The 20895-nt window shown below is 71.9% G+C and carries 14 protein-coding genes; 7 read left to right on the forward strand and 7 right to left on the reverse strand.

Annotated elements, in window-relative coordinates; genetic code table 11:
- Window positions 1-354 precede the first annotated feature (354 nt).
- Window positions 355-1275, reverse strand: coding sequence for an ABC transporter substrate-binding protein (locus UK12_RS01970; RefSeq protein WP_045298715.1), 921 nt, complete (start codon window positions 1273-1275; stop codon window positions 355-357).
- 765 nt (window positions 1276-2040) lie between these two features.
- Here UK12_RS01970 and UK12_RS01975 point away from each other — a divergent pair.
- Window positions 2041-3153 (forward strand): NAD(P)-dependent malic enzyme, encoded by a 1113-nt coding sequence (locus UK12_RS01975; RefSeq protein WP_197084487.1) that lies wholly within the window; start codon window positions 2041-2043, stop codon window positions 3151-3153.
- Window positions 3154-3426: 273 nt separating this feature from the next.
- Window positions 3427-4389: a zinc-binding dehydrogenase gene (locus UK12_RS01980; protein WP_045298718.1), complete on the forward strand. Its 963-nt coding sequence runs from the start codon at window positions 3427-3429 to the stop codon at window positions 4387-4389.
- Between the two features lie 72 nt (window positions 4390-4461).
- Here UK12_RS01980 and UK12_RS01985 read toward each other — a convergent pair whose 3' ends face one another.
- The 6 genes from UK12_RS01985 to UK12_RS02010 all read right to left on the reverse strand — a co-directional run bounded on the left by UK12_RS01985 (window position 4462) and on the right by UK12_RS02010 (window position 12940).
- On the reverse strand, window positions 4462-5511 hold the full coding sequence (locus UK12_RS01985) for a PadR family transcriptional regulator (protein ID WP_045298719.1): 1050 nt from the start codon (window positions 5509-5511) through the stop codon (window positions 4462-4464).
- A 1-nt stretch (window position 5512) separates the two neighbouring features.
- A complete protein-coding gene (locus UK12_RS01990) occupies window positions 5513-6403 on the reverse strand; it encodes a DUF4097 family beta strand repeat-containing protein (RefSeq protein WP_045298720.1) in 891 nt (296 codons plus the stop codon).
- A gap of 204 nt (window positions 6404-6607) precedes the next feature.
- Window positions 6608-6787, reverse strand: coding sequence for a DUF6104 family protein (locus UK12_RS01995; RefSeq protein ID WP_030267971.1), 180 nt, complete (start codon window positions 6785-6787; stop codon window positions 6608-6610).
- 108 nt (window positions 6788-6895) lie between these two features.
- Window positions 6896-10639 (reverse strand): multifunctional oxoglutarate decarboxylase/oxoglutarate dehydrogenase thiamine pyrophosphate-binding subunit/dihydrolipoyllysine-residue succinyltransferase subunit, encoded by a 3744-nt coding sequence (locus tag UK12_RS02000; protein WP_045298726.1) that lies wholly within the window; start codon window positions 10637-10639, stop codon window positions 6896-6898.
- Window positions 10640-10992: 353 nt separating this feature from the next.
- Window positions 10993-12195 carry a sensor histidine kinase gene (locus tag UK12_RS02005; RefSeq protein WP_082119225.1) on the reverse strand — a complete coding sequence of 401 codons (1203 nt, stop codon included), beginning with the start codon at window positions 12193-12195 and terminating at the stop codon, window positions 10993-10995.
- A 67-nt stretch (window positions 12196-12262) separates the two neighbouring features.
- Window positions 12263-12940 (reverse strand): response regulator transcription factor, encoded by a 678-nt coding sequence (locus tag UK12_RS02010; protein WP_197084468.1) that lies wholly within the window; start codon window positions 12938-12940, stop codon window positions 12263-12265.
- 580 nt (window positions 12941-13520) lie between these two features.
- Here UK12_RS02010 and UK12_RS02015 point away from each other — a divergent pair.
- The 5 genes from UK12_RS02015 to UK12_RS02035 all read left to right on the forward strand — a co-directional run bounded on the left by UK12_RS02015 (window position 13521) and on the right by UK12_RS02035 (window position 20835).
- Window positions 13521-14258, forward strand: coding sequence for a rhomboid-like protein (locus tag UK12_RS02015; RefSeq protein WP_052681359.1), 738 nt, complete (start codon window positions 13521-13523; stop codon window positions 14256-14258).
- A 311-nt stretch (window positions 14259-14569) separates the two neighbouring features.
- Entirely contained in the window at window positions 14570-16966 is a 2397-nt protein-coding gene (lon, locus tag UK12_RS02020) for an endopeptidase La (protein ID WP_045298728.1), read from the forward strand.
- A gap of 410 nt (window positions 16967-17376) precedes the next feature.
- Window positions 17377-18822, forward strand: a complete 1446-nt coding sequence (locus tag UK12_RS02025; protein WP_045298730.1) for a hypothetical protein — start codon at window positions 17377-17379, stop codon at window positions 18820-18822.
- Window positions 18823-18919: 97 nt separating this feature from the next.
- The gene (locus tag UK12_RS02030) at window positions 18920-19444 is read left to right on the forward strand and encodes a GtrA family protein (RefSeq protein WP_045298732.1); all 525 of its coding nucleotides are present in this window, start codon (window positions 18920-18922) and stop codon (window positions 19442-19444) included.
- A gap of 140 nt (window positions 19445-19584) precedes the next feature.
- Window positions 19585-20835, forward strand: coding sequence for an ROK family transcriptional regulator (locus tag UK12_RS02035; RefSeq protein WP_045298734.1), 1251 nt, complete (start codon window positions 19585-19587; stop codon window positions 20833-20835).
- Window positions 20836-20895: the final 60 nt, after the last annotated feature.

A 20895-nucleotide genomic window follows, 5' to 3' on the forward strand; every position in this document is an offset into this window, starting at 1 on the left:
GGGAATCTCCTCCTGTGGGAGAGGTCGGGTGGAGGTCCTGCCGGAATCCTTTGGTCGCCACCCTCCGCCGAGATGGACGATGTGATCGAACGGGCTCGAACGAGTGCACACCCCCGGCTGCCGGCCGGAGTGCCCGCGCACGGCCGGGGAGCCGAAGGGGCAGTTTCGATCCGAGTTGGTGGGAATCCTGCCACTCGGTGTCGATGGGCGGGCTCTTATTCAGATCAAAATCGGATAACGGGGACTCGACATGTCCGCTATTCGGACGAATTCCACGGTCCTGTCACCCTGCATGCGGGCGTACGGACCTCGGCGGCGCCAAGTGCGGCGCCCCGGCCTCTCCCTGACCAGACGTCAGAACCCGCCGTTGATCACCGCATTCTGGGCCGCCCCCGCCGAGACGTTCCACTTGGTGAGAATCCTGTCGTACGCACCGCTGCGGATCACCCGGTCCAGCGCCTTGGCCACCAGGTCCCGCAGAGCGGTGTCGGACTTCCGCAGCGCGATGCCGTACGGGCCGGGCTGGAGCTGCGCGCTGGAGACCTGGTACTTGTCCGGGTCGGTCTTGGCGACGTACGCGGCGACCGGGAAGTCGTTCAGGTCGGCGATCGCCTTGCCCGAGGCGAGCTCGGCCAGGGCCTGCTCGTCGGTGTCCAGCAGGTGCACGGTCAGCGGCTTCTTCAGCTTGGCGCAGGAGCCGGTCTGCCGGTCGGCGATCTCGGCCTGGGTGGTGCCGCGCTGGAGTGCGACGGTGTGGCCGCACAGATCGTCCAGGTTCCTGATGTTCTTCGGGTTGTCCTTCTGGACGAGGATCGAGGTCCCGGCGACGAAGTAGTCGACGAAGTCCACGCCGGGATCGACCTGCTTGCCGCCCTCGTCGGTGCCGTCCCGGCGCTGGCGGTTGTCGCTCAGCGCGGACATCGCCACATCGATGTCCTTGGCCTGCAGCGCGGGGATCAGCTTGTCGAACGAGGTGTCCACGAACTGGACCTTCAGGCCGAGCTCCTTGCCGATCGCCTCCGCGATGTCCGGGTCGAGCCCGGTCGCCTCGCCGTTCTGGCCCTTGAACTCCACCGGCGCGTAGTTGAGGTCCGAACCTATCTTCAGTACACCGGCGGACCTGACGGCCGCGGGCAGCTTGCCGTGCAGGTCATCGGAGTCGGGGTTGGCGGGCGCCGAACCGCTGCTGCAGGCCGTGAGCAGCAGCGTCCCGACGGCCAGGGCCACCGTGGCCCGCCCGGCGCGGCTCGTGGTCAGTGGCGTCGTGGGGTGCATGGTGAGCTCCTCCGGTTGGGCGAGGGGTGCTGTGCCACCAGGCTTGCGCGGGTGTGCGGATGGACCGGGTGCCGTGCCCCGCCGGGCCACGGCCCTGGGATGACCGGTGGCCGAAAGTGGGATCCTCCCATCCCGCTCTGCCGGGCCGATCGGCGGGTGTGTCAGAATCTGGTATCGGGTGACCCCCGAACAGGACTCAGACCGCCGGGCCCCCTCTGTCGATAGGGCGGGGGAGGACCCGGGGCGCGCAGGACCGGAAGTCGAAGACTCCGACTCTGGATCCGCAGCGCCGACTCCCCTCCGTGTCTGGAGTTCACCCCTGCGAGTGCGCGTGCCCGGTCGCCGTTGTCGCCACCGGCCGGCCGGTTCTTCCGAAACCGCCGGTCGTCAAGAGGTGATTCAGCGATGACCAGTGCGTGAAGAGGACAAAAAGGCATAGGTGCGGTGCCTCGGTCCGACCTACGCTCGACGTCCGGCCATGGCCGGATGACGCTCTGGCAGAGCGGAAGCACAGCGCAGAAAACCCATACCCTCACCCGAGGGCGCGCCCGACGGCTGCGCCCCCGACCCGGCTCCGGGTACGCCCAGGCGTACCCGGTTTCCGCTTCCCCTTCCGGGAGGTGTGCCGGGTCGACTGACCGTCGGCCGCGCGCTCTCGCTGATCATGACGAAGAGGTCATCGTGGCAGCGGAGATCATCCACCCGAACACCCAGGACACCGAGGACCCGGTCGACGCGGTCTTCGCGCTGCACCGCGGCGGCAAGATGGAGGTGCGCGCCACGGTGCCGGTGCGCGACGCGGACGACCTGTCCCTCGCCTACACACCGGGTGTGGCCCGGGTCTGCACGGCCATCGCCGAGCAGCCCGAGCTGGTCAACGACTACACCTGGAAGTCCAACGTGGTCGCGGTCGTCACCGACGGCACCGCCGTGCTGGGCCTCGGCGACATCGGTCCCGAGGCGTCGCTGCCGGTGATGGAGGGCAAGGCGATCCTCTTCAAGCAGTTCGGCGGCGTGGACGCGGTCCCGATCGCGCTGGCCTGCACCGAAGTTGACGAAATCGTCGAGACCGTGGTCCGGCTCGCCCCGTCCTTCGGCGGCGTCAACCTGGAGGACATCTCCGCCCCGCGCTGCTTCGAGATCGAACGACGGCTCCAGGACGCCCTGGACATCCCGATCTTCCACGACGACCAGCACGGCACCGCGATCGTCACCACCGCCGCCCTGTGGAACGCCGCCAAGGTGACCAGCCGCGAGGTCGGCGACCTGCGGGCGGTCATCTCCGGCGCCGGCGCGGCCGGGATCGCCATCGCCAAGATGCTGCTCGCGGCCGGGATCGGCGACGTGGCGGTCTGCGACCGGCGCGGCGTGGTGTACGAGGGCCGGGACGACCTGACGGACGTCAAGGCCGAGATCGCCGCGCGGACCAACAAGGCCGGGCTCAAGGGCTCGCTGGCCGAGGCGCTGGCAGGTGCGGACGTCTTCATCGGCGTCTCCGGCGGCACCGTGCCGGAGGACGTCGTCGCCACCATGGCCGAGGGCTGCTTCATCTTCGCGATGGCCAACCCCGACCCGGAGATCCACCCCGAGGTCGCGCACCGGTACGCGGCCGTGGTGGCCACCGGGCGCAGCGACTTCCCGAACCAGATCAACAACGTGCTGGCCTTCCCCGGCATCTTCGCCGGTGCCCTCCAGGTCCGGGCCGGCCGGATCACCGAGGGCATGAAGCTGGCCGCCGCCAAGGCGCTGGCCGCCGTCGTCGCCGACGAGCTGACGCCGCAGAAGGTCATCCCCTCGCCGTTCGACGAGCGGGTCGCCCCGGCGGTCACCAGGGCCGTGGCCGAGGCCGCCCGCGCGGAGGGCGTCGCACGGCGGTAACGGCCGAACGGCCGAAGGCCGTCAGGGGCGCGGGGAACCGCGCGAGGCGGAAGACGACTGGGTTCAGCCGGAGATGGTGGGCGAGTTGCACGTGGTGGCCTCCCGGCGGGGTGCTGCAACCTGTCCACCGGAGGTACCCGCGGCCCGGTGCCTTCCGCTTCGCACAGTTCCCCGCGCCCCGACGGCATTCAACCCGGCGAAGCCGGGACACGCGGTGGAGGTCACACCGCCGCGTGGTTCCGGGCCACCGCCGTCGCCGCTATCGTCCGGGGCATGTTCGCTGCCTACGCCGCACGTATCGACGCCGACGACCCGCTGAGCGCGCTGGAGTTGGGGGAACTCCCCGAACCGCAGGCCCGTCCGGGCTGGAGTGTGGTGACGGTCAGGGCCGCCACCCTCAACCACCACGACCTCTGGTCACTGCGCGGGGTGGGACTGCCCGCCGAGCGGCTGCCGATGATCCTGGGCTGCGACGCCGCAGGGGTGGACGAGCACGGCAACGAGGTCGTCATCCACTCGGTGATCGGCCAGAGCGGCCACGGGGTCGGCCCCGACGAACCGCGCTCCCTGCTGACCGAGCGCTACCAGGGCACCTTCGCCGCGCGCGTCGCGGTACCGACCTGGAACCTGCTGCCCAAGCCCGCCGAACTCTCCTTCGAGCAGGCCGCCTGCCTGCCCACCGCCTGGCTGACGGCCTACCGGATGCTCTTCACCAAGGCGGGCGTCAAGCCCGGCGACACCGTCCTGGTCCAGGGTGCTGGGGGCGGGGTCTCCACCGCGCTGGTGGTGCTGGCCAAGGCGGCGGGACTGCGGGTCTGGGTGACCGGACGGGACGAGGCCAAGCGGGCCCGTGCGGTCGAACTCGGGGCGGACGCCGCCTTCGAGAGCGGCGCCCGGCTGCCCGAGCGGGTGGACGCGGTGATGGAGACCGTCGGCGCCGCCACCTGGGCGCACTCGGTCAAGGCCCTCAGGCCCGGCGGCACCATCGTCATCTCGGGTGCCACCTCCGGCTACCACCCGCCCGCGACCGAGCTGCACCGGATCTTCTTCCTCGAACTCAACGTCGCCGGTTCGACGATGGGCACCAAGGAGGAGCTCGCCGGTCTGCTCTCGCTCTGCGTCAACACCGGGATCCGGCCGGTGATCGACAGCGTGCTGCCGCTCACCGAGGCCCGCGACGCCTTCGCCCGCCTCGCCAAGGGCGACGTCTTCGGCAAGCTCGTCCTGACCCCGTGAACCCGTCCTCCCGGGGCGGCGGTTGACTCTCCACCGGGCGCGCGGTTCCCCGCGCGGCCGGTGGCCCGCCCGTCAGCCCAGGAGTTGCCGCAGCCGCGCCGCCGCTGCGGCCAGCGCGCCACGCGATTCGGCGAGTTGGGCGGCCGTCACCCCGGTGTCCCGGGCGGTGTCCCTGACCTGGTCGCGGAAGCGGTCCAGCAGGCGCTCCAACTCCCGGGCGGGGTCGGCCGAAGGGTCGGTCTCCGTCCACGGCGGGAGGTCCGCCGGGGGCTGCTCGGCCCTGCGGTCCCGGTCCTCCTTGTCCAGGTCGATCCGGGTGACCCGGACCTCCTCCTCGGGCGCTGCGGGGTAGCCCCACTTGGCGGCGTCGGCCAGCCCGGCCAGGCTCCTGGTCAGCTCGGAGAGCCCCTCGGCCAGCCCGGAGGACCAGTCCCCGCGGGCCGCCGCATCGCGGACCTGCTGCTCCACCCGGTGCTTGATCCGCAGCGCCTCCTGCTGTGCGGCGGACCTGGCGGCCCTGGACTGCTCGCGCAGCCTGCGGGCCTCCTCCTCGGCGGCCTTGGCCTTCGCCTTGGCGGCCCGCTCCTGCTCCTTGGCCCGCCTCGCCTGCTCCTTGGCCTGGGCCTTGAACTGGGCGAACTCCTCCTTGGCCCGCTGCCAGGACTCCTTGTCGCCCCACGGGCCGTCCCAGGGGGTCCCGGCCCCGGCGCCGGCCCCGTCCTCGGCCTGCGGCCTGGGCGCCTTCCTGGCCGCGCCCCAGAGTTCCTCGCGCAGGTCCTTGGCGCTGTCCCGGACGTCCTCGCGGATCGCCCCGGCCAGCTGGGCCACCGACTCGCGGATCTCCACCTCCAGCTCGGCCAGTTCGTCCTGGCGCAGGGTCAGCTCGGTGCGCCCGGCGTCGGTGAGGCGGAAGACCTTGCGGCCGCCCTCGGTGGTGTGGCTGACCAGGCCCTCCTTCTCCAGCTTCGCCAGCCGCGGGTACACGGTGCCGGCCGAGGGCGCGTACAGGCCCTGGAACCGCTCCTCCAGGAGCCGGATCACCTCGTAGCCGTGGCGGGGGGCCTCGTCCAGGAGCTTGAGCAGGTAGAGCCGGAGCCGGCCGTGGCCGAAGACGGGGGTCATGTCATGCCTCCTGAGTGCCGGCGGAGGGGAGTTCCTTCACCAGGTTGGGGCGGTCCTCGGCGTCCGGGCGGCGGAGCACCGTCACCGCGCCGGAGACGGTGGTGACCTGGAGCCTGCCGTTGCCGCTGCCGAGCTGGCCGGAGAGCTTCTTGGCGCCCCAGGTGCCGCCGACCTTGAGTTCGTCGAAGGTGCTGGTGAGGTCGCCGCTGGTGGTGCCGGCCTCGACCTTGGTGTCGGCGAGCGAGGGCAGCCGGACGCCGACCGCGCCGCTCACCGTGGTGACGCGGATGTCGGCGGCGGTCTCGACGTCCAGGTCCAGGGTGACGTCGCCGCTGACGGAGTTGGCCTGGACCTTCTCGGCCGCCCCGGCGACCAGCGTGACCTGGCCGGAGACGGTGTTGACCCGCAGCTCGCCGGCCACCGACTGGGCGTCCACGTTGCCCGAGACGGTGTTGGCATCGGTCCGGCCGGTGAGGCCGACCAGGGTGGTCTCCCCGCTGGCGCCGTTCACCGAGACCCTGCCGGTGAGCCCGGAGACCGTGGCGTCGGCCGAGACCGTGCCGACCTTCGCCTCGGCGCCGGCCGGGACGGCCAGCGAGACCACGGCCCGGCGCTTGCGGCGCAGCGAGGCGAAGAAGTACTTGACCGACTGCACCGACTTCACGGCCTCGCCGAACTCGCCCCAGCTGAGGTCCTTGTACGTCACGGTGAGGATGCCGTCCTCCAGGGTGACGAGCAGCGGCTCGCCCTCCAGCTCGGTGACCTCCAGGCGGGCCGGGCCCTCGGTGGCGACGACGTTGACCGCGCCGCCGATGGTGCGCACGTGCAGGGTGTCGACCTGCTGTCCGTCGAAGCCGATCCGCTGCGGCTCACTGACCGTCCACTGGCTCATGGTGCTGTCGCCTCCCGTTATGGTCGCGATGTATCGCGTCTACCTGAGTAACACGATATATCGCGTACCGGGCAAGTCAAGGACGCCTCGACCCTGGTCTCTCCCGTAGGGGTGCTCCCGTACCCGGCCGCTTCCCCGGCCCCCAGGCGGCGGACATGCCGAGGGCCCGGGAGGCAGCAGCCTCCCGGGCCCTCGGCGCGCGGGTCAGTCCTCGTCCTCGTCGTCCAGCCGGGCCAGCCAGGTGGCCAGCCGCTCGACCGGGATCTCGAAGTCGGGGTTGAGGTCGACGAACTCCCGCAGCCGCTCGGCCAGCCACTCGAAAGTGACCTCCTCGTCGCCGCGGCGGCTCTCCAGTTCCTCGATGCCTCGGTCGGTGAAGTACACGGTTCTGCGCTCCGCTCCGATGGGAATTGACCTGGTCAGAATAGCCGCGGGCCCGGCCCCCGCCGGAGCGGGGACCGGGCCGTCAGTGCTTCGGGACCTTCAGCTGCCTCAGAGGCTGAAGACCTCGTCGAGCAGGGCCTGCTGCTCGGCGGCGTGACGCTTGGCCGAGCCGACCGCGGGGGCCGAGGAGGCCGTGCGGGCGACGCGGCGCAGGCGCGCACCACCGTTGGCGCTGCGGCCGATGACGACCTGCAGGTGGTCGACCAGGTTCATCGCGATGAACGGCCAGGCACCCTGGTTGGCCGGCTCCTCCTGCGCCCAGATGAACTGGACGTTCTCGCCGTAGCGGCTCAGCTCCTCCTGGAGCTCGGCCACCGGCAGCGGGTAGAGCCGCTCGACCCGGACGATCGCGGTGTCGGTGACACCACGCTCGGCGCGGGCGGCCTCCAGGTCGTAGTAGAACTTGCCGGCCGTGATGACGACCTTGCGCACGTTCGCCGGGTCCACCGTGGAGTCGCCGATGACCGGGCGGAACGAGCCGGAGAGGAACTCCGAGGCGGCCGACGCCGCAGCCTTCAGACGCAGCATCGACTTCGGGGTGAAGACGACCAGCGGCTTGTGGTGCGGGTTGTGCGCCTGCCAGCGCAGCAGGTGGAAGTAGTTCGACGGCAGGGTCGGCATGGCCACCGTCATGTTGTTCTGCGCGCACAGCTGCAGGAAGCGCTCCGGGCGGGAGGACGAGTGGTCCGGGCCCTGGCCCTCGTAGCCGTGCGGCAGCAGCAGGGTGACGCCGGAGTGCTGGCCCCACTTCTGCTCGGCGGAGGCGATGTACTCGTCCACCACGGTCTGCGCGCCGTTGACGAAGTCGCCGAACTGCGCCTCCCACATGACCAGCGCGTTCGGGCGGGTCAGCGAGTAGCCGTACTCGAAGCCCATCGCCGCATACTCCGACAGCAGGCTGTCGTAGACGGTGTAGCGGGCCTGGTCCTCCGTCAGGTACAGCAGCGGGGTGTAGTCCTCGCCGCTGACCCGGTCGATCAGGACCGCGTGGCGCTGGCCGAAGGTGCCGCGACGGCTGTCCTGGCCGGCCAGGCGGACCGGGTGGCCCTCCATCAGCAGCGAGCCGATGGCCAGGGTCTCGCCCATCGCCCAGTCGATGGTGTTGTCCTCGACCGAGGCGGCGCGGCGCTGCAGCTGCGGCAGCAGACGCGGGTGGACGGTCAGCCAGTCCGGCAGGTTGACCTGCGAGGCGGCGATCCGCTTCACCATCTCCTCGGAGATGCCGGTCTGGATGCTGACCGGGAAGTCGGCGACCGGCTTGCCGTTGGCGGTGGGCGCCGGGGCGGTGGCGGCCGCGCGGACCTCGGAGAAGACCTTCTCCAGCTGGCCCTGGAAGTCCTGGAGCGCCTGCTCCGCCTCTTCCATGGTGATGTCGCCGCGACCGATCAGGCCCTCGGTGTACAGCTTGCGCACCGAGCGCTTCTTGTCGATCAGGTCGTACATCAGCGGCTGGGTGAACGACGGGTTGTCGGCCTCGTTGTGACCGCGGCGGCGGTAGCAGATGAGGTCGATCACGACGTCCTTGTGGAACGTCTGGCGGAACTCGAAGGCGAGCCGCGCGACGCGGACCACGGCCTCCGGGTCGTCGCCGTTCACGTGGAAGATCGGGGCCTCGATCATGCGGGCCACGTCGGTGCAGTACATCGAGGAACGGCTGCTGGCCGGGGCGGCGGTGAAGCCGACCTGGTTGTTCACCACGACGTGCACGGTGCCGCCGGTGCGGTAGCCGCGCAGCTGCGACATGTTCAGGGTCTCCGCGACGACGCCCTGGCCGGCGAAGGCCGCGTCACCGTGGATCTGGATCGGCAGCACCGGGAAGGACGTGCCGCCCTGGTCCAGGATGTCCTGCTTGGCGCGGGCGATGCCCTCGACGACCGGGTCCACGGCCTCCAGGTGGGAGGGGTTCGCGGCGAGCGAGACCTTGATGGTCTCGCCGTCCAGGCCGGTGAAGGTGCCCTCGGAGCCCAGGTGGTACTTGACGTCGCCGGAGCCGTGCATCGACTTCGGGTCGAGGTTGCCCTCGAACTCGCCGAAGATCTTGCCGTACGGCTTGCCGACGATGTTGGCCAGCACGTTCAGGCGGCCGCGGTGGGCCATGCCGATGACGGCCTCGTCGAGGCGGTGCTCGGCCGCGGCGTCGATGGTCGCGTCCAGCAGCGGGATGAGCGACTCGCCGCCCTCCAGCGAGAAACGCTTCTGCCCGACGTACTTGGTCTGCAGGAAGGTCTCGAAGGCCTCGGCGGAGTTCAGCCGGCGCAGGATGCGCAGCTGCTCCTCGCGCTCGGGCTTGGTGTACGGCTTCTCCAGGCGCTCCTGCAGCCACTTGCGCTGCTTCGGGTCCTGGATGTGCATGTACTCGACGCCGACGGTGCGGCAGTAGGTGTTGCGCAGCAGGCCGAGGATGTCGCGGAGCTTCATCATCTTCTGGCCGCCGAAGCCGCCGACCGCGAACTCGCGCTCCAGGTCCCACAGGGTGAGGCCGTGCGAGACCACGTCCAGGTCGGGGTGCTTGCGCTGCTTGTACTCCAGCGGGTCGGTGTCCGCCATCAGGTGGCCGCGGACCCGGTAGGAGTGGATCAGCTCCATGACGCGGGCGGTCTTGTTGACCTCGTCGTCGTGGGTGGTGGCGACGTCGGTCGCCCAGCGGACCGGCTCGTACGGGATCCGCAGCGACTCGAAGACCTCGTCGTAGAACCCGTGCTCGCCCAGCAGCAGCTGGTGGATGGTGCGCAGGAACTCGCCGGACGCCGCACCCTGGATGACCCGGTGGTCGTAGGTCGAGGTGAGCGTCATGATCTTGGAGATGCCCAGCTTGGCCAGGGTGTCCTGGGAGGAGCCCTGGAACTCGGCCGGGTACTCCATGGCGCCGACGCCGACGATGGTGCCCTGGTTCTGCATCAGGCGCGGCACGGAGTGCACGGTGCCGATGCCGCCGGGGTTGGTCAGCGAGACGGTGACGCCGGTGAAGTCGTCCATCGTCAGCTTGTTGGCGCGGGCGCGGCGGACGATGTCCTCGTAGGCCTGCCAGAAGCCGAAGAAGTCGAGGGTCTCGGCCTTCTTGATGGCCGCGACCACGAGCTGGCGGTCGCCGTTCGGCTTGACCAGGTCGATGGCCAGGCCGAGGTTCACGTGCTCGGGCTTCACCAGGTAGGACTTGCCGTCCTTGACCTGGTAGCTGTGGTTCATCCCCGGGCTGGCCTTGATGGCCTGGACGAGGGCGTAGCCGATCAGGTGGGTGAAGGAGACCTTGCCACCACGGGCGCGCTGCAGGTGGTTGTTGATGACAATGCGGTTGTCGATCAGCAGCTTGGCCGGCACGGCGCGGACCGACGTTGCGGTCGGCACCTCCAGCGAGGCGTCCATGTTGGTGGCGACCGCCTTGGCCGGGCCACGCAGCACGACCAGCTCGGGGCCCTCCGCGGCCGGCGCGGGCGCGGCCGGGACAGCGGCCTTCGGCGCGGGCGGCGCGGCAGGGGCTGCGGCGAGCGGCGCGGGCGCCGGCTGGACCGGGGCCGGAGCGGCCGGTGCAGCGGGGGCGGGCGCCGCCGGAGCAGCAGCGGGGGCGGCAGGAGCAGCAACGGTGGTCGGCGTGGGGCCGGCCTGGGTTGCGGCCTGGGTCACTGGAGTCACCTCGGTACCGGGCTTGTAGTCGGCGAAAAAGTCCCACCAGGCTCGGTCGACCGAGTTGGGATCCTGGAGGTACTGCTGGTAGATCTCGTCGACGAGCCACTCGTTGGGGCCGAAGCCAGTGGAGCTTGCCGAGCTGACGGGGGTTTCAGGGTGTGGCGACACGGGGCAACCGCCCTCTTCCGCTTCCTTTTGGGATGGTGGACAGCGGGGATTAAGGCTACGCCTCCGAACAGTGATCGCGCAGTCCCCAGCCGGTAGGCGTCGTCCAGATCACAGTACTGACCTGCAATTTGGCTGGAAACGTGCGTTAGAACAGTCGACCAACGGGTAGACAGGCGCCCGCTCGTTCGGTCGAAATCCCTACAAACTTGGACAATACTGCAGGTCGCTGCCCCATGAAGAGTGACCTGACACATGATCGGATGTCTTGTGTTCCAGTTCTGTGACAGATCGGGGCAACCGGGACCGGGCGGAGCGCCGCCCGCCGGATCCGGCCCCCGACCCGTCGCCGCGCGTCAGCGCCGGTCGGCGGCCTCCGCGCCGGGGGCGTCTTCCTCGGCCGCTCCCGTCCCCGGCAGGGCGACCTCGATCCGGCAGCCCTCGGCTGCCTCGGCCACCCTGATCCGGCCACCGTGCAGGTCGACCGCCCAGCGGGCGATGGCCAGCCCGAGGCCGGTTCCGCCGTCGCTGCCGGGCCCCTGGGCGGTCGCCGTACCGCTGCGGCCGAAGCGCTCGAACACATGGCTGCGGTCCTGCACCGGGATGCCGGGACCCTGGTCCTCGACCTCCAGCAGCAGTGCGCCGGGGTGGTCCCCCACTCTCGCCCGGACCGTCACGGTGCCCCCGGTGGGGGAGTGCTTGCAGGCGTTGTCCACCAGGTTGGCGACCACCTGGTGCAGCCGCTCGGTGTCGGCGACGCCGGTCAGCGCGGCCGGGCTGACGTCCAGGCGCAGCTTCACGTCGTCGCGTCTGGCGTAGGCGCCGCCGGCCGTGGCGCCGTCCACCGTGACGCCGCGCAGCACTCCGTCCAGGAAGGGGCGGACCTCGAACGGGCGGGCGTCCAGCGGGACCACGCCGTCGTCCAGCTTGGAGAGGTCCAGCAGGTGGGTGACCAGGCGGCCGAGCCGCTCGGTCTGCTCCAGTGCGGCGCCCAGCGTCTTCGGATTGGGCTGGACGACACCGTCCACCACGTTCTCCAGGACGGCGCGCAGGGCGGCGATCGGTGTGCGCAGCTCGTGCGAGACATTGGCGACCAGCTCGCGGCGGTGCCGGTCGGCGGCCTCCAGATCGGCGGCCATCCGGTTGAAGGTGTCGGCCAGCTCACCGACCTCGTCCCGGGAGGAGACCTCCACCCGGGCGCTGTAGTCGCCGCTCGCCATGGCGCGGGCGGCGGCGGTCATGGCGCGCAGCGGCGCGGTCAGCCCGTGCGCCAGGAACTGCATGAAGAGCAGCGAGGCGATCATCGAGAAGATCATGATGATCCGGATCTGGGTCTCGGACCGGATCGCGACCACCGCCATGCCGGTGGCCAGGAACACCGACACGCTCACCAGCAGGGCCAGCTTGCCCTTGATCGAGCGGACCGGGTCCAGGGGCCGGATGTCGGCCCAGATGCGGCTCGCGACGCGCGCGGCCAGGCCGCGGCGCTCCTGTGCGGCGGCGCTCGCCTCGGCGGGCCGCTGCGGGTTCGCCCCGTTGCGTTGCTGTGGAAAGGTCATGTCGTCCCTGCGTCGTCCCCCTGCCTGCCGGACCTGGGCCCCCCGGTGGCCCAAGCACCGGTACGGCTCAGGAGAGCGGTGCCTCCAGGGCATATCCGACTCCGTGCACCGTACGGATCCAACTGGCGCCGATCTTGCGGCGCAGTGCCTTGACGTGGCTGTCGACGGTGCGGGTGCCGGAGGCGTCCGTCCAGTCCCAGACCTCGGCCAGCAGCTGCTCGCGGGTGAGCACGGCGCGCGGCTGGGCGGCGAGGCAGGCCAGCAGGTCGAACTCGGTCGGCGTCAGGTGGACGTCGCCGGCGCCGAGCCGGACCCGGCGCTGGACGTGGTCGATCTCCAGCTCGCCGAAGCGCAGGGACCCGAGCGCGGGCGTCCTGGCCGCCTGCTGGGCCCGCTCCACGCGGCGCAGCAGCACGTTGACCCGGGCCGCCAGCTCACGCATCGAGAACGGCTTTGTCATGTAGTCGTCCGCGCCGACCCCGAGGCCGACCAGCAGGTCCGTCTCGTCGTCGCGGGCGGTCAGCATCAGGACCGGAACCGGGCGCTGCGCCTGGATCCGGCGGCACACCTCGAGCCCGTCGAAGCCGGGCAGCATCACGTCGAGGACCACCAGGTCCGGCTGCCAGGTGTGGAAACCGTCCACCGCGCCGGGGCCGTCGTGGGCCACGGCGACCTTGAAGCCCTCGGCGCCGAGCCGGGCCGCGATCGACTCGGCGATCGTCGGCTCGTCCTCGACGACGAGCACGCGTCGCTGTGTGGTCACCGGACTGCCAGTGCCGGTGCTCTCCTGCTGAATTTCTGTCACGGTCACGCCACCGCCCCCAGGGCTGCGGGCCGACTGCCTGTGGGGACAGCGGGCTCCGCTCGTAGTCGTCTTGTTCCGTCATGGGCCGTGTCCGGCCCGCGGTCCGCCCGAAGTGCCGTCCGCCGTCGGCATCGGAAGGAAAGGCCCGCAGGTGTGGTCTGCGTGCCCTCCGCTCTCATCGCAGCGTACGGACACTGCGAGCATCCCGGCAGGTGAACCGGATACAACCGGCCTGTTGGCCGGGGCCGGAGACCTGCCCGGGACGGGGTACGGGGCGATACCTTACCCGGCAAAAATATCGCCCGTAACGGTGCGTATGCCCTCGAACGGATGGCAGACTTCCCTGCGAAGTGACTACTCGTCCGTAAACAAAGGGCTGGTACGGACCAAGGTGGGGAGGGGGTCGGGCCCGGTTTTGGCGCGATCTTCACAGGTCCCTCTCAGCGAGCTCTCAGGAGCTCGACGTAACGTGGGCACGACAACGCCACCCACGCCACCCACGACCTGGAGCGGAGGCGGAATGCCGGAGCTGGGACACGGCGCGACCGGTGCCGCCCACGGGCGGGGATCCGGCCTGCTGGCGTTGACCGGACTGCTGGACAAGGTGCGGCGACTGGTGCCCACCCCGCGCCGCAACCCCTTCGCGCTCAGCTATCTGCTGGTGCTGCTCGGCACCACCCTGTTCTCCCGCTTCGGCGACCCCGCGCTGGTGCGCAGGCTCCAGGAGGTCTCCAGCACCGACGGCCACAACCTGCTGCACCGGCCGGTCCTCGCCCTGCTGCTCAGCGGCCTCTGGGTGGCCGGGCCGGTCTGGATGCCGTACCTGTGGGCCTTCGCCTTCACCGTGGCGCCGCTGGAGCGGCGGGTCGGCGGGCTGCGGGCAGCGGTGGCCTTCGGGGCCGGCCACGTGCTGGCCACCCTGCTCTCGCAGCTGGTCGTCGCGCTCAGCGTGGCCGCCGGGCGACTCGGCCCCGACGCACTGGACAGCCTCGACATCGGTGTCAGCTACGGCGTGCTGGCCAGTCTCGGCGCGCTCGCCGGGCTGCTGCGGCCGACCGGCCGGATCCTCGCGCTGGCCGGCGCGGGTGGCATGATCGGGCATCAGATCCTCACCGACCAGGACCTGGTCACCGGTGTCGGACACCCGGTGGCCCTGCTGGTCGGCATCTCGCTCTGGCGCTGGCTCCGCCGCGGTCGCGGCCGCCCGCTCCGGCTCCGCCGCCTCCTGCCGGGCCGGATCGCCGCCTCGGAGGCGTGAGCCCGCCGAGCCGGACCACCCCCTCGGCGGCGTGAATCCGCCGCAGCGGGATTTCGGGCGCCCGCCCGGCTGTTGAACGGCTCCCGTGGGCCGCGCCTCGGGCGCCGTGCCCGATGTGCCGTACCTCATGTCTGTGCAGGTCCGTGCGCCTCGCGTTCGCGGGGCTCGGGATCTCGGGCTCCCGGGGATCGCGGGTGCGGGATCACGGGCTGCCGGGGCGTGATCGCTCAGGGCGAACATCGGGGTGGGAACAACCGGTCTTCGCCAAGCCTTAGTCAGGTCAACTCAACTTCACTGACTGGGGAGAGATCATGGCATCGACGTCCGCTTCGCTCACCCTGCCCGTACTGCCACTCGACGACGAAGTAGTGCTCCCGGGCATGGTGGTCCCGCTGGACCTGTCCGACACCGAGGTGCGCGCCGCCGTCGAGGCGGCTCGGGCAGCTTCCGCCGGTGGGGCGAAGCCGCAGGTCCTGCTGGTGCCCCGGTTGGACGGCTCGTACGCGGCGGTGGGCACCCTGGCCACCGTCGAACAGGTCGGCCGGCTGGCCGACGGAGACCCGGCGGCCCTGGTCCGCGCCGTCCGCCGGGTGCGGATCGGCGCCGGTACGACGGGGCCCGGCGCAGCGCTCTGGGTGGAGACCAGCCCGTTCCGCGAGTCCGACCCGGGCCTGCCGGTGGCCGGTCGCGCCGCCGAGCTGGTCAAGGAGTACAAGGCACTCTCCACCCAGTGGCTGCGCAAGCGCGGCGCCTGGCAGATCGTCGACCGGGTGGCCCAGATCGAGGGCGTCGGCGAGCTCGCCGACAACATCGGGTACGCGCCCTTCGCCACCGCCGAGCAGAAGCTGAAGGTGCTGCTGGAGGCCGACCAGGCGGCCCGGCTGGAGTACGCGCTGACCCTGCTGCGCGACCACCTCGCGGAGGAGGAGGTCAACGACACCATCCGCAAGGACGTCGAGGAGGGCGTGGCCAAGCAGCAGAAGGAGTTCCTGCTCCGCCGCCAGCTGGAGGCGGTCCGCAAGGAGCTCGCCGAGCTGAACGGCGACCCGGCCGACGAGGAGGGCGACTACCGGGCCCGGGTCGAGGCCGCCGAGCTGCCGGACAAGGTCCGCGAGGCCGCCCTCAAGGAGGTCGACAAGCTGGAGCGGGCGAGCGACCAGTCGCCCGAGGGCTCCTGGATCCGCACCTGGCTGGACACCGTCCTCGAACTGCCCTGGAACGAGCGCAGCGAGGACGCCTACGACATCGCCGGCGCCCGCGCGGTGCTGGACGCCGACCACGCGGGCCTGGCCGACGTGAAGGACCGGATCGTCGAGTACCTGGCGGTCCGCAAGCGCCGGGCCGACCAGGGGCTCGGCCTGATCGGCGGCAGGCGCGGGGGAGCGGTGCTCGCGCTGGTCGGGCCGCCCGGTGTGGGAAAGACCTCACTCGGTGAGTCGGTCGCCCGTGCGATGGGCCGGAAGTTCGTCCGGGTGGCGCTCGGCGGCGTCCGGGACGAGGCGGAGATCCGCGGCCACCGGCGCACGTACGTCGGCGCGCTCCCCGGCCGTGTGGTGCGCGCCATCAAGGAGGCCGGTTCGATGAACCCGGTGGTCCTGCTGGACGAGATCGACAAGGTCGGCTCCGACTACCGGGGCGACCCGGCGGCCGCGCTGCTCGAAGTCCTCGACCCGGCGCAGAACCACACCTTCCGCGACCACTACCTGGAGGTCGAGCTGGACCTCTCCGACGTGGTCTTCCTCGCCACCGCCAACGTGCTGGAGGCCATCCCCGAGCCGCTGCTCGACCGGATGGAGCTGGTCCGCCTGGACGGCTACACCGAGGACGAGAAGGTCGTCATCGCCCGCGACCACCTGCTGCCCAGGCAGCGCGAGAAGGCCGGCCTGACGGGCGAGGAGGTCTCGGTCGACGAGGCCGCGCTGCGCCGCCTGGCGGGCGAGTACACCCGCGAGGCCGGCGTACGGAACCTGGAGCGCTCGATCGCCCGCATCCTGCGGAAGGTCGCCGCGCAGAGCGAACTGGGGGAGCGCGAGCTGCCCGTCGCGATCGGCGCCGACGACCTGCGGGCACTGATCGGGCGGCCGCACCACACCCCCGAGTCCGCCCAGGAGCCCGCCGAGCGGCGCACCGGCGTCCCCGGGGTGGCCACCGGCCTCGCGGTGACGGGCGCCGGCGGTGACGTCCTCTACATCGAGGCCTCGCTGGCGGACGCCGAGACCGGCGGCACCGGTCTCACCCTGACCGGTCAGCTGGGCGACGTGATGAAGGAGTCCGCGCACATCGCGCTCTCCTTCCTGCGCTCGCGCGGCGCCGAGCTGGAGCTGCCGGTCACCGACCTGCGCGACCGGGGCGTGCACCTGCACGTTCCGGCCGGCGCCGTCCCCAAGGACGGGCCGAGCGCCGGTATCACCATGACCACGGCACTGGCCTCGCTGCTCTCCGGCCGCAAGGTCCGCACCGACGTGGCGATGACGGGCGAGGTCTCGCTGACCGGCCGGGTGCTGCCGATCGGCGGGGTGAAGCAGAAGCTGCTCGCCGCCGACCGCGCCGGGATCACCGCCGTGATCATCCCCAAGCGGAACGAGCCCGACTTGGACGACGTCCCCGCCGAGGTGCTGGAGCGGCTCACCGTCCACCCGGTGGCCGATGTCCGCGAGGTGCTGAGGCTGGCCCTGGAGCCGGCGGAGGTCCTGGCCGTCGCCGCGTAGGCGCCCTGGGGCGCGAGTCGGAGAACGCACGCCGCCCGTGCGGTGTCCGGGGCGCGGGAACGGGAGGCTGACTCGCCCGGTTCCCGCGCCCCCGGGCGGCCCGGTTCTGACGTGGCATTCGGCAGACTGTGCCGGAGCGTCAGACCCTGGTGCCCGCAGGGTGAGACGGCCTTGTGAGACAAGCTGTCAGCCCGTCAGGATGGCAGGCATGCATCGTCACGCGTACCTGAGCCGTCGACTGGACGTCGACCTGGCGTACGCGTGTTCCGCGATCTGTCACCGCACCCGCTGAGAAGCGCGGTGCGCCCGCCCGGCCGTCGGCCGGGCCCCTTCTAGTCCCGTCGCCGGGCGGAGTGCACCGCTGTGCGGTCCCACGCGCCCTCCACTCCTCCGACCGACGGGAACCCTCCATGCGCTTCGCGCTGCCCTCCCGCGCTGCCGTACTCGCCGCAGCCGCCCTGATCACCTGCACCCCATCGGCGCAGGCCGCCACCGTGTACGGCCCGCTGCCGCCGCACAGCCCGTACGCGGGCCCGGACGGCACCGCCACCATGCACGGCGACACCGGGTCCTCCGACGCCACCCCGCTGCCGGGGCCTCCGGCCGGTCCGCTCAACTCGCGCCGGACGGCACTCGCCTCGGCCTGCCCGACCGTGCTGGTCGGTGCGGACGGCTACCCGGTCGCCCTGTGCACCACGATCTTCGGCCAGACCCCGACCGTGCACCTGCTCGACCCGGCGACCGGCGACTCGCTGGCCGAACTGCAGGTCACCAAGGGCTCGTTGCTCGGCGGGGTCTACGCCTACCTCGACAACCGGGACCGCCTGGTCGCAGTGGACGGCAACCGCACCCTGCTGCGGATCGCCCACCGCCGCACCGCCTCCGGCGGCTGGCAGCTGTACCTGGACAGCTCGCTCCCGCTCGCCGGGGCCGTCCAGGCCGGTGACTCGGTCACCGGGGTCTCGCCGGACTGGCAGGGCCGGGTCTGGTTCGCCACCGCGGGCGGGGTGGTCGGCACCGCCGACGACCGCACCGGCGCCGTCCGCACCCTGGCCCTCCCGGCCGGGGAGAAGGTCGCGAACAGCATCTCCACCGCCCCGCTCGGCACCGCCGTCTCCACCACCCACGCCACCTACCTGCTCACCGCAGGAGCCGACGGCACCCCCGAGATCGCCTGGCGCCAGGCGTACGACCGCGGGCCGGGTCGCAAGCCGGGGCAGCTCAGCTGGGGCACCGGCTCCACCCCGACCTTCTTCGGTCCGCGGACCGGCAGCGACTACCTGACGGTGGTGGACAACGCCGCACCCACCGTGCACCTGCTGGTCTACCGGGCCGCCACCGGCGAGCAGGTCTGCTCGGTGCCGGTGCTCAAGGCGGGTGGCAGCGGCAGCGAGAACTCTCCGATCGCCGCCGGGAACTCGGTGTTCGTCGCCAGTACCTACGGCTACCCGTACCCCAGGCTGCCGGACGGCGCGGGCGACAGCGTGCCGGCCTCCGCCGACTTCAAGGGCGGCCTGAGCCGGGTGGACGTCCGGGCCGACGGCTCCGGCTGCGACCTGAAGTGGGACACCAAGGTCCGCTCGGCCGCGGTCCCCCGGCTCTCCACCGCAGACGGCCTGATCCACACCTTCCTGCGCAACCCCGTGATCCCCGGCACCGACGCCACCTCGATCCTGGACCCGTACTACTACGCCGAGGTGGACCCGGAGACCGGCGCCGCAGTGCGCACGAAGTACGTCGGAGCGGGCTTCGTCTCCGACACCCTGCAGATGGTCGGCAGCATCGCGCCCGGCGGGGTGGTGCTCCAGGGGACGACCACCGGCGTGCTCCGGATCACCGCCGGACAGCGCCGGTAGCGGGACCGCCCGGGGCACGCAAGGGGAACCCGGGAGTAATGCCCCGGGCGGGTCTTCCCGGTACCGGCAGGAAACCTCGGCGTGCGACACTGCCGCAATGCCGTCACCTACTCAGCGGGCCCTGGCCCTGGTACCGGCCCGACTGCGCCCGTTCCTGGTGCAGCACCGCAAGCTGGTGAAGTTCCTGCTGGTGGGCGGCACCTGCTTCGTGCTCACCATGGCCGTCAACTTCGGGCTGAAACTCACGGTGCTGCACGCCAAACCGGTGGCCTCGCTCACCGTCGCGACCGTGGTCGCGACCCTGGTGTCCTATGTGCTCAACCGGCAGTGGTCCTTCCGGACCAACGGCACGCACCGCGAGGCCGTGCTCTTCTTCGTGGTCAGCGGACTGGCGATCCTGGTGAACGACGCCCCGCTGGCCGTCTCCCGCTATCTGCTGGACCTGCGCGAGCCGGACGTCAGCGCCTTCACCCAGGAGGTGGCCGACTTCCTCAGCGGCATGATCGTCGGAACCCTACTCGCGATGGTCTTCCGGTACTGGGCGATGAAGCGCTGGGTGTTCCTCTCCGAGCGCCCGCCGGCCGCCGGGGGGCGGCCCGAGCCGCGGCCCGAGCGGGTCTGAGACCCGCCGGCCGACCCGCCGTTTTACGCTCCGGGAGGGGGTCCGGGGCATCCGGCCGGTGAGCGCCGTTACGCTGCGTAGGTCCGACCGTATGTTCGACGGTCGGATGGCTACGGCCGGTAACGAAGTAAGGCAGCGGCATGCGGGAGACTGACAGCCGGCGCGGTGGACCCGCCGGTCAGCAGGGAATGCGCTGGGCCAACCTGGGCCTCGTCCTCGGCGAGATCGCGTCCGGACCGCGCTCCCGCGCCGAGGTCGCCGCCGCCACCGGCCTGACCCGGACCGCCGTCTCCTCCCTGGTCGACGAGCTGCTCACCGCCGGGCTCCTCACCGAATCCGGCCCCGCCGTGCCCAGCGGCCGGGTCGGCCGCCCGGGCACCGCACTGGCCCTCAACCCCGAAGGGCCCTGCGGCCTCGGGGCCGAGATCGGCGTCGAACACCTCGCGGTCTGCCTGGTCGACCTGCGCGGCGAGGTCCGCGGCGGGCAGCGGATGGAGATCTGCAACCGGGACCGGGAGTCCGCCGCCGTCCTCGCCGACCTCGCTGAACTGCTGCGGGCCACCGCCGACGGCACCGCGCTGCGCCCCGCCGGGCTCAGGCTCGCCGTCCCCGGGCTGGTCGGCGGCGCGGACGGCATCGTCGAGCGGGCCGCCAACCTCGGCTGGACCGGCGTCCCCGCGGTGGCCGAGCTCCGGCTCGCGCTGCGCGCCGCCGGGGCGGGCGAGCTGGCCGGACTGCCGATCGAGGCCGACAACGAGGCCAACCTCGGCGGGCTGGCCGAACTCTGGTTCGGCGGCCGCTGCGGCGACTTCGTCCACCTCTCCGCCGAGGCGGGCATCGGCGCGGCCATCGTGCTGGGCGGGCGGCTGCTGAGCGGCGCCCGGGGCTTCGCGGGCGAGCTGGGACACGTACCCGTCCGGCCGGACGGGCCGAAGTGCGCGTGCGGGGCGCGCGGCTGTCTGGAGCAGTACGCGGGCCAGGCGGCGGTGCTGCGGGCCGCCGGACTGGACGGCGTCCGCGGCGACTGGGTCGCGCTGCTGGCCGAACGGGCGGCGGCCGGGGATCCGGCCGTGCTCACGGCGCTGACCGTGGTCGGTTCGGCCCTCGGGATCGCGGCGGCCGGGGCGGTCAACCTGCTGGACCCGGCGGAGCTCGTGCTCGGCGGCGGCTACGCGGAGCTGGCCCGGTGGCTGCTCCCGCCCATGCGGGCCGAACTGGCGAACCGCCTGACCGTCCGCCCGTGGTCCGACGACTGGCTGGCCGCCTCCGGCCTCGGCCGCCGGGGGCCCCTGCTCGGCGCCGCCGCCGGAGTCGTCCGCGCCATCATCGCCGACCCGGGCCGCTTCGCCACCGAGTCGGCCTGGCAGGCCATCGGCGCCCCGGGGCTGTAGCGCGGAGCTCTTCGAACGGAAGGCGACCTGGTGCCGCCCCCTCCCGGCGCTGAGGCGGTC

Source organism: Saccharothrix sp. ST-888, from assembly GCF_000955975.1.
Taxonomy (GTDB): Bacteria; Actinomycetota; Actinomycetes; order Streptomycetales; family Streptomycetaceae; genus Kitasatospora.